The sequence below is a fragment of the Mesorhizobium sp. M0500 genome (genome assembly GCF_040321165.1).
Taxonomy (GTDB): domain Bacteria; phylum Pseudomonadota; class Alphaproteobacteria; order Rhizobiales; family Rhizobiaceae; genus Mesorhizobium.
In genome coordinates this window covers 1-14,037 of record NZ_JAMYRB010000033.1, presented here as the reverse complement: position 1 = coordinate 14,037, position 14,037 = coordinate 1, and the positions used below count along the sequence as shown (strand labels likewise).

Sequence of the window (14,037 nt, the reverse complement as noted above, 5' to 3'; positions counted from 1 at the left end):
GATCAGCACGGTTCATGCGGGAGCGGTATTCGCCGGATGAGATAGCTGCGGCTGCAGTCTCGAATTTGACGCATCAGCACTTGCAAATCGTCAGCCGAGGTCTTTTGCTCGCGCGATAGTTGCCCTTGACCGTTGAATGGTTGGCGAACAGATGAACAAAATCGATCGACGGCGGCCAGAATCAGAAACGGACGCCACCGTAAATGCCGCAAGACTTGGAACTCGGCTGCGCCTCGCCCGCCAGACACGCGGCATGACGCTGAAGACGCTGGCCGCGGCTGCGAATTGCTCGGAAAGCCTGCTGTCCAAGATCGAGAACGGCAAGGCTTCGCCGTCCCTGCCCATGCTTCACCGTCTGGTCGAGGTTCTCGACACCAACATCGGCTGGATGTTCGAGCAAGTCGACGACGACGAGGCGATCGTATTCCGGGCGGGCGCAAGGCCTTTGATCGCGCTCGACGCGCTACGGCGTGGCGAGGGAATTTCGCTCGAACGCATCATCCCGTATTCGCCTGGCCACCTCTTACAATGCAACATCCATCACATCGAGGCAGAGGGCTCGAGCGAAGGTCCGATCCAGCATGCCGGCGAGGAAGTCGGCTACGTGCTCGCCGGGCGGATCGAACTGATCGTCGACGGCAAGAGCCATGCTCTCGCCACGGGTGATGCCTTCGTGTTCAGGTCGGAGCTGCCGCATCATTACCGCAACATCGGCGAGGAACGCGCTAGCATTTTCTGGGTCAACACGCCGGCGACTTTCTGAGCAACGCTCTGTGTTCATTTGGATTGACAAATATTCAAGTCTCTTGAATGCTTGCCTCGTGCCTGTAGCACCAACGGGACCAGCCGAGGTCTGGTCCGCAAGCAAGGGGAACCGAAATGCGTCTGTTCAAACTTCTCGCCGGCTGTGCCGCCGCCATTGCCATGGGCTCGGCAGCCATGGGATCGGCGCTTGCCGATACGTTCGCTCTCGTCAACATCAACCAGCAGGCCCTGTTCTTCAACCAGATCAACGAGGGCGCGCAAAAGGCAGCCGACGCCGCTGGCGCCAAGCTGGTCATTTTCAACGCCAACAATGTGCCGAGCGCGCAGAACGACGCGATCGAGAACTACATCACGCAGAAAGTCGACGGCATCATTCTGGTCGCCATCGACGTCAACGGCGTCAAGCCTGCGATCACTGCAGCCAAGGCGGCCGGCATTCCCGTCATAGCCATCGACGCGCAGATCCCCGACGGCGACAATATTTCGTTCATCGGCGTCGACAACACCAAGGCCGGCGAGGACATCGGCAAATTCTACGCCGACTATGTGAAGACCGATATGGCCGGCAAGGCCAAGATCGGTATCGTCGGCGCACTCAATTCATTCATCCAGAACCAGCGCCTCGACGGCTTCAAGAAGGCGGTGACCGAAAGCGGCCAGGCCGTCACCTTCCTCGACACAGTCGACGGCCAGAACGTTCAGGAGACCGCGTTGAGCGCTTCGGAAAACCTGATGACGGCCAATCCGGACATGAACTCGCTCTATGCGACCGGCGAACCAGCCTTGCTCGGCGCCGTTTCGGCTGTGACCAGCCAGGGCCGCACCGGCGACGTCAAGGTGTTCGGCTGGGATCTGACCAAGCAGGCCGTTCAGGGCATCGATGACGGCTGGGTGGTGGCGGTCGTGCAGCAGGATCCGGCCGGCGAAGGCAAGGCTGCGGTCGAAGCGCTGGGCAAGATCAAGAAGGGCGAGAAAATCGACCCGATCATCAATATCCCGGTAACGATCGTGACCAAGAAGAATGTCGACCAATATCGCGCGATGTTCAAGTAAACTGCGTCGGCGACCGAGCCGCGGCGCCGCCCGAGGCTGCGCCGCGGATCCCTTGCAATCGCGTGGAATTCCAGATGAGCAGTGGCCAGACCTATCGGGTGCGGATGAGCGGCATCTCAAAGCGCTACAACGCCATCCAGACGCTCGATGACGTGTCGCTGACGCTGAAGCCGGGCGAGGTGCTGGGGCTGGTCGGCGACAATGGCGCCGGCAAGTCGACATTGAGCAAGGTGCTGTCGGGGGCGGTGGTTCCCGACGCCGGCACCATCGAAATCGACGGCAAGCCGGTGATCTTCAGCTCGCCGGCGGACGCACGTGCGGCGCGCGTCGAGATGGTCTACCAGGACCTGTCGCTCTGCGATACGGTCGATGTCGCCGGCAATCTGTTTCTCGGCCGCGAGCCGCGCCGCCGCATCGCAGGCATTTCCTTTCTCGACAAGAAGCGCATGCATGACGAGACGCGCGAGATGCTCGATCGGCTCGGCATCGTCATTGCCGACACGCGGCTCAAGGTTGAAAACCTCTCAGGCGGGCAGCGCCAGTCGATCGCGATCGGCCGCGCCGCCTCGTTCGAGCCGGCGGTGCTGATCATGGACGAGCCGACGGCAGCGCTTGCCGTGGCCGAAGTCGAGGCGGTGCTCGAACTGATCCGCGCGGTCAGTGCGCGCGGTGTCAGCGTCATTCTGATCACCCACCGGCTGCAGGATCTCTTCCTCGTCTGCGATCGCATTCAGGTCATGTATGAAGGGCGCAATGTCGCCGAGCGGCTGATCGGCGACACTAATATCGAAGACGTGGTCAATCTGATCGTCGGCCGCAAGTTCAGTGCGCGTTCCGCCACCAATGGCTATCGCGGTGGAGCCCCGGCATGAGTGACGCGATCCACACCGCCCAGCCCTCACGAGTACGCAGGGGCACCTGGCGCGATGCGCTGCTCGCCAACGGCAGCGTCGTCTCGATCGCGCTGTTCTTTCTGGTCGTCTGCATCATCTTCTCGGTTGCGACCGACGCGTTTCTGACATCGCCCAATCTGTTGAACATCCTGCGGCAGTCGGCGCCGCTGCTGATCGTCGCCGCGGCAATGACTTTCGTCATCACCACTGGCGGCATCGATCTTTCGGTCGGCTCCGTGCTGGCGCTGGTGGCGACGCTGTCGGCGACGCTTTTGCAGTTTGGCCTGCCGTGGCCAGTCGTTATCCTTGCCATGTTGGCGCTCGGTGCTCTGCTTGGGGCGGTACAGGGCTATTTCATTGCCTATGAGGGCATCCCGTCCTTCATCGTCACGCTTGCCGGGCTTTCGGTGATCCGTGGCGTGGCGCTGCTGATCACCGGCGGCTATTCCATCCCGATCGAGCCAGGAAGCGCTTTCACCGTGCTGGGCCGCGCCTGGTTCCTTGGCGTGCCGGTGCCGGCGCTGATCGCGCTGGCGATCCTGGCCATCGCCTATCTCGCCTTCAACGAGACGCCATTCGGCCGCTATGTCACCGGCATTGGCGCCAACGCTGAGGCGGTGCGGCGCGCCGGCGTCAACACGCGGCAGACGACGCTCTTCGTCTATGTGATTTCCGCCACCGCGGCCGCCCTCGCCGGAATCATCATTGCCGCCCGGCTTGGATCGGGATCTTCGAATGCCGGCCAGGGTTTCGAGCTGGAAGTCATCGCCGCCGTCGTGCTCGGCGGCACCAGCCTGTTCGGCGGCCGCGGAACGATCATCGGCACGGTGCTCGGCGCGCTGACCGTGGCCGTCATCGGCAACGGCCTGATCCTGGCGCATCTGTCGCCTTTCCTGACGCCGATAGTCACTGGAACGATCATCCTGATCGCCATCTGGCTGAACTTCCGCCTGTTTCGCGGCGCCGTGCGGAGCCGTTGAGCCGATGAGCGATCTGTTCGATGACGCGGTGCCCAGGCGGCGGCTGCCAATCGGGGTCGAAACCGGCCATGTGATGACCGTGCTCGGCCCGGTTCCGGTCGAGGAGATGGGCATTACGCTGATGCACGAGCACATCTTGCTCGACGGCGCGCGCAGCTGGAAATGCCCCTGCCATCCCGATGACATGGCGATCGCCGAGCAGCCGGTGAACATCGAGATCATCGGCGAGTTGCGCATGAACCCTTACGTCAACCGCGACAACGTTTCGCTCGACGACGCCGACCTGGCGCTGTCTGAGCTGCAGCGCTATCGCGCGCTGGGCGGCCACACCGTCGTCGATGCCACCAATATCGGCATCGGCCGCGCCCCCGAAAAGCTCGCTCGCATCAGCCGCATGTCCGGCCTGAAGATCGTCATGGGCACCGGCTTCTATCTCGAGCACACCCATCCCGAATGGCTGAAGGCGATGGATGTGGACGCCGTGACCGAGTTCATCGTCAACGATGTCGGCGGCGGCGAGACGCAGCCGCCGATCATGGCCGGGCTGATCGGCGAGGTCGGCGTCAGCAAGGATTTCACCGCCGAGGAACGCAAGTCGCTGCGGGCTTCGGCGCGCGCCTCGCGCATCACCGGCGTGCCGCTGTCGATCCATCTGCCTGGCTGGGAGCGGCTGGCGCACGACGTGCTCGATATCGTCGAGGCCGAGGGCGCCGATCTTCGCCATACCGTGCTCTGCCACATGAACCCGAGCCACGACGATCCCGACTACCAGAAAAGCCTCGCTCGGCGCGGCGCATTCCTCGAATACGACATGATCGGCATGGACTATTATTACGCCGACCAGGACGCGCAATCGCCCTCCGACGAGGAGAATGCACGCGCCATCGCCGCGCTTGTCGAGGCGGGCTTCGGCGACCGCCTGCTGTTGTCGCAGGATGTGTTCCTCAAGATCATGCTGACGCGCTTCGGCGGCTTCGGCTATGGCTATATCCTGAAGCATTTCATACCGCGCCTAAAACGCCACGGCGTCGAGCAGCCGGCCATCGACCGCATGCTGATCGCCAATCCGAAAAGCGTATTCGCGCGGCTCTAAGCGGCCTGGAATTACACTGGAGTTCAAATGTCCAAGAAGAAGATCCTGCTTGCCGGCGAATCCTGGGTGTCGACCGCGACCCATATCAAGGGTTTCGACCAGTTTCCGACCGTTACCTACCACACCGGCGCAGACGAGTTGCTGGGCGCGCTGAAGGCGACCGACTTCGACGTCACGTTCATGCCGGCGCATGAGGCGCAGCGCGGCTTTCCACAGACCATGGAGGCGCTGTCGGCCTATGACGCGGTCGTGCTCTCCGACATCGGCGCCAACACGCTGCTGCTGCATCCCGACACCTGGGTCCACTCCAAGCCGACGCCGAACCGCCTGCGCCTGCTCCGCGATTACGTCAGCGGCGGCGGCGGTCTATTGATGTTCGGCGGTTACTACAGCTTCCAAGGCATCAATGGCGGCGCGCGCTACCGCAAGACGCCGGTCGAGGACGTGCTGCCGGTGAATTGCCTGGCCTACGACGACCGCGTCGAGGTTCCCGAAGGCTTTGCGCCGGTGCCGAAACCAGGGTCGAGCCATCCCATCCTCAAGGGCCTCGGCTCGGACTGGCCGATCCTGCTCGGTTTTAACGAGGTGACGCTGAAGGATGGGGCCGAGGTCCTGGCCAGCGTGTCGTCGGACTATGGCTCGCTGCCGCTGCTTGTCACCGGCCGTTACGGCAAGGGCCGCACCGTGGCCTGGACATCCGATGTCGGGCCACATTGGCTGCCGCCGCAATTCATCGCCTGGCCAGGCTACAAGACCCTGTTCGAACAGATGCTGGGCTGGGCGACCGGTGAGAGCTGAGCCATGCATGTCCACGTCGTCGGCAATGCCTGCGTCGATACCGTGTTTCGCGTCGGCCGCTTCCCTGCCGCGGGCGAGACTTTGAATGCCGTGAGCTATGCCGACGGGCTCGGCGGCAAGGGCGCCAACCAGGCGGTCGCAGCAGCACGGACTGGTGCAGAGGTGACGTTCTGGACGGCGCTCGGCAAGGACCCCGCTGGCGCGTGGATGAGGAGCCGCCTCGACAGCGAGCTGTCAGACCTTGAGGTGAGCGAATTCGAGCTGCCGAGCGACCGCTCGACCATCGTCGTCGATAAAGGCGGAGAGAATTTCATCGTCAGCGGCGTCGCCTGCAGCGAAGCCTTCGATCCGGTGGCGCAAACAGCACTTGTCCGCTGGATCGCTCCCGGCGACATCCTCGTCTGCCAGGGAAATTTGCGGACTGCCGTGACCAATGCCTGCCTCAGAGCAGCTAAGGAAAACGGTGCGCGCACCGTTCTCAACGCCAGCCCGATCGACACGGCCTCGCTGCCCGATCTCGGCCTGGCGGAGGTTTTGGTGGTCAACCAATCCGAAGCGCAAATCTTGACCGGCCGGGATGACATGACAGCAGCCGCTGGCGCGCTGGTGGCCAAAGGCGCAGGCGCCGTCGTCATCACCCTCGGTGCCGCAGGCTGTATCGTGCTTGGCACGGACCGGACGGAACCGCTTCGCTTGCCGGGGCAGCGAGTCGAAGCGCTCGACACCAGCGGCGCGGGCGATGTGTTCTGCGGCTGTCTGGCCGGTGGGCTTGCCCGGGGCATGCCGGTCATCTCGGCGCTGAAGCTGGCGCTCGCCGCCGCCGCAATCGCCGTGACACGGCCGGGCACGCTGGCATCCTGTCCTTCCGCCTCCGAGATGGCGGCGCTCATCGATCAAATGGAGCTCTCATGACCCACCTCGGCCAATCTGGCGGCGACGCGCTCGTGGACCTTTTCGGCCGCACAAAGGTGGTGATCGGCGTCGTTCATCTGGCGCCGCTGCCCGGCGCGCCGCGCTATGACGGCGAGGCTATCGAGGCGATCTACCAGCGCGGGCTCGACGACGCCAAGGCCTATCTCGACGGCGGCTGCGACGGCGTCATCGTCGAGAACCATGGCGACATCCCCTTCGCCAAGCCTGATGATATCGGCCCGGAGACGGCGGCCTATATGGCGGTCGTTTCCGACCGCATCCGCCGCGAACTCGGCAGGCCGATCGGCATCAATGTGCTGGCCAATGCCGCGATCCCGGCCTTGGCGATCGCCAGCGCAGCCGGCGCCGGCTTCGTCCGAGTCAATCAATGGGCGAATGCCTATGTCGCCAATGAGGGTTTTGTCGAAGGCGAGTCGGGCCGCGCGGCGCGCTACCGCGCCAGGCTGCGCGCCAACGGCATCCGCATTTTCGCCGATGCCCACGTCAAGCACGGCGCACACGCCATCGTCGCCGACCGCCCGGTGGAGGAACTGGTCAAGGACCTGGTCTTCTTCGACGCCGACGCCATCATCGCCACTGGCCAGCGCACCGGTCACGCCGCGGATTTGGGCTACATAAGTATGATCAAGCAGGCCGCCGGCCTGCCGACGCTGGTCGGCAGCGGTGTCACCCCGGATAACGCCAAGGATATCCTTGCCATTGTCGACGGGGTCATCATCGCCAGCGCGCTGAAGCACGACGGTGTCTGGTGGAACCAAGTCGACTCTGCTCGAGTAAAGGCTTTCATGGGTGGTCTGAAGCGATAGCTGACTACCCTACCAAGGGGCTTGCGGTCCAGCTTGATCAGAGACGACGGACGAGCGCAGGATACCGCGCGACCCGATCGTCGACGGTCAAAGTAATGCCTTCCACAATCGATTGAGCAATGAGGATCCGATCGAAGGGGTCCTTGTGGATGGGTGGAAGCCCCTCCACCGCAATGGCATGCTCGCCGGTGATTGGCAGCTTATCATAGCCATTGTCGATCAGGCCCCGACGGAAAGACGCGCATCGACCCTTCAAGTCAGGGCGGCCCAGACCGCGTTTAAAGGCAATCTCCCAGAGACTTGCGGCGCTGAACGTCAAGTGGTTATCGGCATTCTCGATCTCAGCGAGGGCTGCGGGCGGGAGCTTTTCGGGCTCGCCCGCCGCCCAGAGCAGAAGATGGGTATCGAGAAGAAGTTTCATGCATCGCCGCCAAACAGCTTCTCGATTTCGTCATCTGCCATCCGATCAAAATCGTCCGGAACTGAAAACTGCCCGGCCATAAACCCCACCCGACGCATTTCGCCGGCCGCAGGTGCGTCTATGGCAACGACCTTGACCATCGGCTTGCCGGATTTGGCAATAATGAAAGATTCGCCTTTGGCCGCCCTGTCGACAAGACGAGACAGATGCGTCTTGGCCTCGTGGATATTGACGGTGCGCATTGCGGGCCTCATGACTTAGTCCATGCAACTTAGTCTACATGGGGCCCCCGATTTTCAAGCGTATTTCAGTCAGTGAAGGATGCTGGAGGTGGCCGACCCTCTCGGATCGGCCGCATGGCACGACTTCAACAAAGACGCGTAATCGATTGTCTGAACTGCATGTTTGTTGGAACTACGCCTCACCTGATGTTGGCCGAACCTGTTGGTCCGCCATGCGACGTCGGAGTTCACAGGAGCGATTTTTGCCGAGCAAATGCTCTACGATGCGCTAGGGGCCGAAAGCGAAACGTCCGCTTTTAGGGCGCTGCACCACGGCGGCGACGAGCCCGACACTGTACCGAAGGCGATCGACGCGACGGGCGCCAAGGGCCTTACCGGACTCTATGTTCCCTTCACGATTCTCGGTTTAGTCGGTCGGCGGGATTGAGCCGCGCTCTCGAGGGCCAAGGCCAACCGCTTCTCGTCTTCGATGGCGCGATCGACTGCCTCAATTTCCTCTTGGAGCACCTTCAGCTCGGCTCCGTAGCTGGATCCGTCGCTGTCCCCGATCTGAAAGCCACTTGCCCGCATTGCGTCGCGAGTATGGTGCACGTTACGGACTCCTTCGCGTCGAGTCGCGACCAAGATTTCCCTAAACTCTCCAAGACGTTCAACGTGATTGCGAGCCATTGCGTTCTCCTATTTCGTCGTCATCGTCGCCGACGGCGATTCAGAACGGCTAAAACCTACGGAGATACTCTCGACAAAGCATGAGTGCGGAAGCTCAAATTTGAATGTCTTGCAATAGCGTGAAGCGCGGTAGGCGGAAATTGGCTTCGACCCGATCGGGTGCAGCTTTGACTTCGTCTCTCGGGCCTTCCTCGGTACCGCTCGCGCTACTTTCGACAACGAGAGGCGGTGGTGACAAATATCCCCTGCTCGGCACTCGCGAAGACCTTGCTCCTACGAAGTTTCGCACCTCTTTGACGGATTCAGCATCAGTCGTGATGTGGCGCTTTACTTGCACTGCCCGCTGGATGACCCAGTTGTCACGCAAAGGCAGGAAACGGCGTAACGAAGCGAACGCGATGGCGATGCGATGCGGCCTTTCGTCTGTGAGTGGCTGCGCGGACGCCGTCAAACGGCAGAAACTTCAAATCCATCATGTTGGCTCATTGCCAAAGCACCGCTTCAAGACAACAATGACCTCGACGCCGGCGCGCCAGACGCGCACAAAAAAAGGCGTCGGAGGAAATGGAGGAGGAAGCCGCTGGCCAAGTCACGGACGCGCTATGCATGCGGCCTTTCGGTGCTCACGACCGACGAATCTGACGCGGATGCGTTCGCCCGGGCGGTGGCAGCGGAAGCAGCGGCCATTGACGCCGGGTTTGCCCTCCTGTTTTTCTCGCAGAGCCTCATAGAGGCCGTCGCCCTGTCGGAAGCGCTGAAGACCCACGCGCCGGCGCTCCACTATGCCGGCTGCTCGACGGCCGGTGAGATAACGCCCAAAGGGCTGGAGGAAGGCCAGATCCTGGCTATGCTGCTTCCCTCCGCATCGTTTTCGGCAGCCAGCACCATGGTCGAAAATCTGTCCTCATCGGGCATGGACGGGATTACCGGCGAAGTCGAGGCGCTGAGGCGTTCGTTACACGAGCGCCTCGGGCACGAGCGAGCCGACACCACTTTCGCGCTCTGCTTGATCGACGGCCTGTCTTATGCCGAAGAAGCGGTGACCTCCGCCATCCATTGGGGGCTCGACGACATCCCACTGATCGGCGGGTCGGCTGGCGATGATTTGAAATTCGAGACAACGCGGCTGATCTCGAACGGCAAAGTGACCTCCGACAGCGCCATCATCGTGCTGATCACCACGGAAATTCCTTTCCACGTGTTCAAGACCGACAATTTCGTTCCCACCGAAGAGAAGCTGGTGGTGACGGCATCCGATCCCGACCACCGCATCGTGCGCGAATTCAACGCCACCATTGCCGCCGAGGAATATGCCGCCTCGGTCGGCGTCGTCGCGCAGATGCTGACGCCACTGAGTTTTGCCTCGCACCCGGTGGTGGTGAAAGTCGGCGGCGAATTTTACTGCCGTTCAATCCAGAAGATGCATGCGGACGGCTCGCTGTCGTTCTTCTGCGCCATCGACGATGGTGTCGTGCTTGCCGTCGCCCAGCCTAAGGACATGGTCGAGGCGACCCGCGCCGCTCTCAGCGACGTCAGCAAAAGGCTTGGCGGCATCGACCTGATCCTCGGTTTCGACTGCGTGCTGCGCCGGCTCGACGCGCGCAACCGCCAAGTCTATCGCGAGATTTCGGAACTCTACAAGGTCAACAACGTCCTCGGCTTCGGCACCTATGGCGAACAGTACCGTTCGATGCATCTGAACCAGACCTTCACCGGCATCGCCTTCGGTGAACGCAATGCGGCCGAAGCGGCGGAGTAGGAAATCCGGGATGCCGCTCAGGAACATCGACGACCTGGAAAAGCTGAAGAAGATCAACGCCGCGCTGATCAGCCGCGTAGAGCGTTCCATGGACCAGCAAGGCAATGCGTTTTCGCTGTTCCAGACCGCCATTTCGCTCGAGAGCCGGGTGCGCAGCCGCACCGAAGAGCTGCATTCGACCTTGCGCCGGCTGGAGCAGTCGAACATCGACTTGAACGCGGCCAAGGAAAACGCCGAGCTGGCGAACCTATCCAAGACCAGGTTCCTGGCGGCCGCCAGCCATGACGTGCTGCAGCCGCTGAACGCCGCGCATCTGTCGGTCTCGGCGCTTGCCGAAGTACAGACCAGCGAGGAAGGCAGAAACCTGGTCCGCCAGGTCGAGCGATCGCTGGAGACGATGGAGGACCTGCTCCGCACTTTGCTCGACATTTCCAAGCTCGATGCCGGCGTCGTGCAGCCCGACATCACCGATGTCAGCCTGGAGACGCTGTTTTCGTCTCTGCGCTCGGATTTTCAGCCGGTTGCGGAGATGAAGGGGCTGACGCTGAAGTTCCGGCCGGTCAATGCGCTCGTTCGTTCGGACCGAACCTTGCTGCGCCGCATCCTGCAGAACATCCTGTCCAATGCACTGCGCTATACCCGTTCGGGCGGCGTGTTGGTCGGCACCAGACATCGCGGCGACACGATCCGCATCGACGTCGCCGATACCGGCTGCGGCATCCCCGACGACCAGCGCGAGGCGGTGTTCGAGGAATTCCATCGCGGCGTGATCCCGACGGATGCCGGGCTTGCCGCCGGCGGGCTGGGGTTGGGGCTGGCCATCGTGCGCCGCATCGCCGCGGCCCTCGGCCATCCCGTCACGTTTTCGTCGAAGGTCGGACATGGCACGATTTTCCATATCGACGTTCCGGTCGGGATCGGCGACACGGCCGATCCAATCGCCAGCACCGTCGACATGGAGCGGCCGCGCGGCTACGGTCTGTTCGGCACAAGGGTGCTGCTGGTCGAGAACGACATCGACGTGCTGCAGGCGATGACCTCCCTGCTCGAGCGCTGGCAATGCCTGGTGCGCCCCGCCACCTCGACCGGTGACGCGCTCGATTTGCTTGGCGATACCGACTGGTTGCCAGATATTGTCATAGCCGACCAGCATCTCGACGGCGGCGACCTCGGCACCACCACAATCGCCGAGGTCCGTGATTATCTCGGTCGCGCCGTGCCGGCGCTCATCGTCACCGCCGACGGCTCGGAAAGTGTCGCCAAGGCCGCCCGCGCCGCCGGCATCGAGCTGATGCGCAAGCCGCTGAAGCCGGCCCAACTGAGGGCGCTGCTGGCACATCTGCTGGCTTGAACTGGTCGTATCTTCCCAGCATACGGGTCACCGTATTCCAGCCATTACTTGTGCCTAGGCGGTAATTCATATGAAGCAGATTCACTTCTTCGCGCTAAAGGACGATCTTCTTCCCGTATTGGAGGCAGTAGAACGTGAAATTTCGATAAAATACATCCTCATGGGTCATTTTCCCAAGATGGAATTCGACTCTTTTAGCAATAGAATGCAAATTCCAACTCTTGGGCAATCAACCACTGAATCGGCTTCCAGCGGTCGATCATTTCTTGTCACTGGCCACGCTGTGCCCATTGAGGTGAGGCCGATAAAAACACCTTCCGGCATCCGGTATTCGCTAGATCAGCTTAGCAATCCGGACACAGTAACTTTTTCCCCTGGTGGGCGATGGGCTGAAGATGTTGTGATAAATGGCCGCGTGGCTACGGTCTCCGACACGCCGCTCGCTCAGGAGCTAATGAAGACTTTTAATAGAGCATTCAAAAAGCAATTTAGTAAAATTAAAGCATTCTACGTTGGACCGGGGGCCGCCATTTTATTAGACGCGGGAAAGCGGCTAACTGCTGCAGAGCAATCGCCGCGTGAATTTGATCTGACTAGAGAGGCGCGGGTTGCTTAGCTGGTGTCGGGAACGTGAGAGCCGTGGCTAGTCTAGTTCGATTGCGGTGACACGAGTGCGGTCGACTACAGTGACAGTGCGCTTTTTAGCGAGCGCTCTCAAAACCCCGCCGGATCGCGAAACAGCTCGGCATTGTCCAGCTTTGAGACCTCGATCACCGCCTGGGTGCGGCTGTAGACGTTGAGCTTGCGCAGGATTTCGGAGACATGCGCCTTGACGGTGGTCTCGCCGACCTGCAGCTCGTAGGCGATCTGCTTGTTGAGCAGGCCCTGGCGCAGCATCTGCAGCACTTTGAGCTGCTGCGGCGTCAGCGTAGCCAGGCGCTGCACCATCTCGGCGCGGTCGGTGCTGTCGGCGTCGCGCGGCCGGCCTTCATAAGTCTCGGGAACATAGATCGCGCCTTCCATCACCGAGCGGATGGCGGCCGCAAGGTCGCTCTTGCGCGCCGATTTCGGGATGAAGCCGGCCGCACCGTAGGACAGCGCCTCGGAAATGATCTTCGGTTCCTCATAGCCGGAGACGATGACCACCGGCAGGCGCGGATACCGGGTCCTGAGCTGCAGCAGCCCGTCAAACCCATGCACGTCGGGCATACTGAGATCGAGCAGCGCCAGGTCGAACGGCTTGGCATCCGTCAGAAGCTCGAGCGCCTCGGCAATCGAGCGTGCCTCGACCGTGTCGACTTCCGGATAAGCCATCTGCACGGCACTATGCAGCGCCTCCCGAAACAGCGGATGGTCGTCAATGATCAGGAACCTGGCGCGATCGGTCATCAGCTTCATTTCGGTTTGGTCTGGCCTAGAATAGTCCTGCAACCATGGCCAGCTTATTGGCAAATAGTACATTGCCATCTTGGCCGGCTAAAGCAGAATGTGCCCATGATTTCCGCGGCGCCACGCGGCAGATGTGGCCGTTCTGAAATGCAATGCCTTGCCCGGTGGCCCAAATCGGCCGAATGTGCCGGCGACAGATCCATTGAAACAGAGACAGGTCGTGACCGACTTCCGGCTTCGCGTGACAGCCAGTGACCGCCGGCTTTCGCACTGTTGCCGGCCGCCACACGACGCTTCCCCGACCCCCGCCTTGTTCGCGGCCGCACCGATGGTATCGGCTGGTCTGGGGTCGCGCTGGTATACGGGCTGGTTTCCTGGACAAAACGCAGCAAGCTGATGGTGCTGCCGTTCAAGCCCCGCTAGGCGCTCGATGCCGTACTGGTAAGGAGCATCACCTTGCCGCCATCGCGCTTTGGGCGCGAATTTGCCCGCGATATCCAAGCTGTAGTCCACGATCTGGGCCGCGCCAAGCCAGAACCAACTGATCGCAGTCGCTGATCTTGAAGCTATACGATCCGGTTGGACCAATTTCAGCATATTCCCGTTGAGCCCAACGCCCCCCAGGCTGACAGCACGTCGGCAATGACTTACGAGTCGTCTACGCGGTCGCCTGCGTTCGTTCCAACGCGTGGGACCGGGCGATTTCGTCCGGCCCCCAAGGATAGTGTCTGATCAGTCGTTAGGCCGGCAACGCGCCGGACCTCTTGGCCGTCCAGGTGGCGATATAGTCCATCAGCCCGGGATTGAGGCAATCATAAGGTTCGAGCCCGATCGACTTCAGCTGTGACCTTATGCCGTCCATGCGGCTCGGATCGACACCGGACT

General features: G+C 61.7%; 15 protein-coding genes and 1 pseudogene. 12 read left to right on the top strand and 4 right to left on the bottom strand.

Annotated elements, in window-relative coordinates; all coding sequences use genetic code 11:
- Window positions 1–151: 151 nt before the first annotated feature.
- From NKI70_RS30100 to NKI70_RS30065, 8 genes are all read left to right on the top strand, one after another.
- A complete protein-coding gene (locus NKI70_RS30100) occupies window positions 152–763 on the top strand; it encodes a cupin domain-containing protein (protein ID WP_023679230.1) in 612 nt (203 codons plus the stop codon).
- 116 nt (window positions 764–879) lie between these two features.
- Window positions 880–1,818 (top strand): ABC transporter substrate-binding protein, encoded by a 939-nt coding sequence (locus NKI70_RS30095; RefSeq protein ID WP_352449198.1) that lies wholly within the window; start codon window positions 880–882, stop codon window positions 1,816–1,818.
- 74 nt (window positions 1,819–1,892) lie between these two features.
- Window positions 1,893–2,690 (top strand): ATP-binding cassette domain-containing protein, encoded by a 798-nt coding sequence (locus tag NKI70_RS30090; protein WP_352693476.1) that lies wholly within the window; start codon window positions 1,893–1,895, stop codon window positions 2,688–2,690.
- Window positions 2,687–3,691 carry an ABC transporter permease gene (locus NKI70_RS30085; RefSeq protein ID WP_352474303.1) on the top strand — a complete coding sequence of 335 codons (1,005 nt, stop codon included), beginning with the start codon at window positions 2,687–2,689 and terminating at the stop codon, window positions 3,689–3,691. Before NKI70_RS30090 ends, NKI70_RS30085 begins: the two co-directional genes overlap by 4 nt.
- 4 nt (window positions 3,692–3,695) lie before the next feature.
- On the top strand, window positions 3,696–4,784 hold the full coding sequence (locus tag NKI70_RS30080) for a phosphotriesterase family protein (protein WP_352693478.1): 1,089 nt from the start codon (window positions 3,696–3,698) through the stop codon (window positions 4,782–4,784).
- A 27-nt stretch (window positions 4,785–4,811) separates the two neighbouring features.
- Window positions 4,812–5,582, top strand: a complete 771-nt coding sequence (locus NKI70_RS30075) for a glutamine amidotransferase (RefSeq protein ID WP_352725908.1) — start codon at window positions 4,812–4,814, stop codon at window positions 5,580–5,582.
- 3 nt (window positions 5,583–5,585) lie between these two features.
- Complete coding sequence (locus NKI70_RS30070) at window positions 5,586–6,494, top strand: ribokinase (protein ID WP_352693480.1); 909 nt, start codon at window positions 5,586–5,588, stop codon at window positions 6,492–6,494.
- Window positions 6,491–7,321 (top strand): BtpA/SgcQ family protein, encoded by an 831-nt coding sequence (locus tag NKI70_RS30065; protein WP_352693482.1) that lies wholly within the window; start codon window positions 6,491–6,493, stop codon window positions 7,319–7,321. The genes NKI70_RS30070 and NKI70_RS30065 overlap by 4 nt, the downstream gene beginning before the upstream one ends.
- Before the next feature lie 37 nt (window positions 7,322–7,358).
- Here the strand turns inward: NKI70_RS30065 and NKI70_RS30060 are convergent, their stop codons facing one another.
- Together NKI70_RS30060 and NKI70_RS30055 are read right to left on the bottom strand one after the other, a co-directional pair.
- Entirely contained in the window at window positions 7,359–7,742 is a 384-nt protein-coding gene (locus NKI70_RS30060) for a type II toxin-antitoxin system VapC family toxin (protein ID WP_352693484.1), read from the bottom strand.
- Window positions 7,739–7,984: a type II toxin-antitoxin system Phd/YefM family antitoxin gene (locus tag NKI70_RS30055; RefSeq protein WP_352621536.1), complete on the bottom strand. Its 246-nt coding sequence runs from the start codon at window positions 7,982–7,984 to the stop codon at window positions 7,739–7,741. The genes NKI70_RS30060 and NKI70_RS30055 overlap by 4 nt, the downstream gene beginning before the upstream one ends.
- A 202-nt stretch (window positions 7,985–8,186) precedes the next feature.
- Between NKI70_RS30055 and NKI70_RS30050 the strand changes: the two genes are divergently transcribed.
- From NKI70_RS30050 to NKI70_RS30035, 4 genes are all read left to right on the top strand, one after another.
- Complete coding sequence (locus tag NKI70_RS30050) at window positions 8,187–8,411, top strand: hypothetical protein (RefSeq protein WP_352693486.1); 225 nt, start codon at window positions 8,187–8,189, stop codon at window positions 8,409–8,411.
- Window positions 8,412–9,272: 861 nt separating this feature from the next.
- Window positions 9,273–10,412 carry an FIST N-terminal domain-containing protein gene (locus NKI70_RS30045; RefSeq protein WP_352725906.1) on the top strand — a complete coding sequence of 380 codons (1,140 nt, stop codon included), beginning with the start codon at window positions 9,273–9,275 and terminating at the stop codon, window positions 10,410–10,412.
- Window positions 10,413–10,422: 10 nt separating this feature from the next.
- Window positions 10,423–11,763 (top strand): ATP-binding response regulator, encoded by a 1,341-nt coding sequence (locus NKI70_RS30040; protein ID WP_352725904.1) that lies wholly within the window; start codon window positions 10,423–10,425, stop codon window positions 11,761–11,763.
- A 70-nt stretch (window positions 11,764–11,833) separates the two neighbouring features.
- Window positions 11,834–12,379: a hypothetical protein gene (locus tag NKI70_RS30035; RefSeq protein ID WP_352725902.1), complete on the top strand. Its 546-nt coding sequence runs from the start codon at window positions 11,834–11,836 to the stop codon at window positions 12,377–12,379.
- A gap of 98 nt (window positions 12,380–12,477) precedes the next feature.
- Here NKI70_RS30035 and NKI70_RS30030 read toward each other — a convergent pair whose 3' ends face one another.
- Together NKI70_RS30030 and NKI70_RS30025 are read right to left on the bottom strand one after the other, a co-directional pair.
- A complete protein-coding gene (locus NKI70_RS30030; protein WP_023679211.1) occupies window positions 12,478–13,161 on the bottom strand; it encodes a response regulator in 684 nt (227 codons plus the stop codon).
- A 730-nt stretch (window positions 13,162–13,891) separates the two neighbouring features.
- Window positions 13,892–14,037: pseudogene (locus tag NKI70_RS30025) on the bottom strand (S-(hydroxymethyl)glutathione synthase); the annotation flags it as partial.

Bases quoted from the DNA above. Each gene is read 5' to 3' on its own strand.
- NKI70_RS30075 (WP_352725908.1), top strand. From the start codon at position 4,812: ATGTCCAAGAAGAAGATCCTGCTTGCCGGCGAATCCTGGGTGTCGACC.
- NKI70_RS30070 (WP_352693480.1), top strand. From the start codon at position 5,586: ATGCATGTCCACGTCGTCGGCAATGCCTGCGTCGATACCGTGTTTCGC.
- NKI70_RS30035 (WP_352725902.1), top strand. From the start codon at position 11,834: ATGAAGCAGATTCACTTCTTCGCGCTAAAGGACGATCTTCTTCCCGTA.
- NKI70_RS30095 (WP_352449198.1), top strand. From the start codon at position 880: ATGCGTCTGTTCAAACTTCTCGCCGGCTGTGCCGCCGCCATTGCCATG.
- NKI70_RS30040 (WP_352725904.1), top strand. From the start codon at position 10,423: ATGCCGCTCAGGAACATCGACGACCTGGAAAAGCTGAAGAAGATCAAC.
- NKI70_RS30060 (WP_352693484.1), bottom strand. From the start codon at position 7,742: ATGAAACTTCTTCTCGATACCCATCTTCTGCTCTGGGCGGCGGGCGAG.
- NKI70_RS30030 (WP_023679211.1), bottom strand. From the start codon at position 13,161: ATGAAGCTGATGACCGATCGCGCCAGGTTCCTGATCATTGACGACCAT.
- NKI70_RS30090 (WP_352693476.1), top strand. From the start codon at position 1,893: ATGAGCAGTGGCCAGACCTATCGGGTGCGGATGAGCGGCATCTCAAAG.
- NKI70_RS30065 (WP_352693482.1), top strand. From the start codon at position 6,491: ATGACCCACCTCGGCCAATCTGGCGGCGACGCGCTCGTGGACCTTTTC.
- NKI70_RS30085 (WP_352474303.1), top strand. From the start codon at position 2,687: ATGAGTGACGCGATCCACACCGCCCAGCCCTCACGAGTACGCAGGGGC.
- NKI70_RS30055 (WP_352621536.1), bottom strand. From the start codon at position 7,984: ATGCGCACCGTCAATATCCACGAGGCCAAGACGCATCTGTCTCGTCTT.
- NKI70_RS30100 (WP_023679230.1), top strand. From the start codon at position 152: ATGAACAAAATCGATCGACGGCGGCCAGAATCAGAAACGGACGCCACC.
- NKI70_RS30080 (WP_352693478.1), top strand. From the start codon at position 3,696: ATGAGCGATCTGTTCGATGACGCGGTGCCCAGGCGGCGGCTGCCAATC.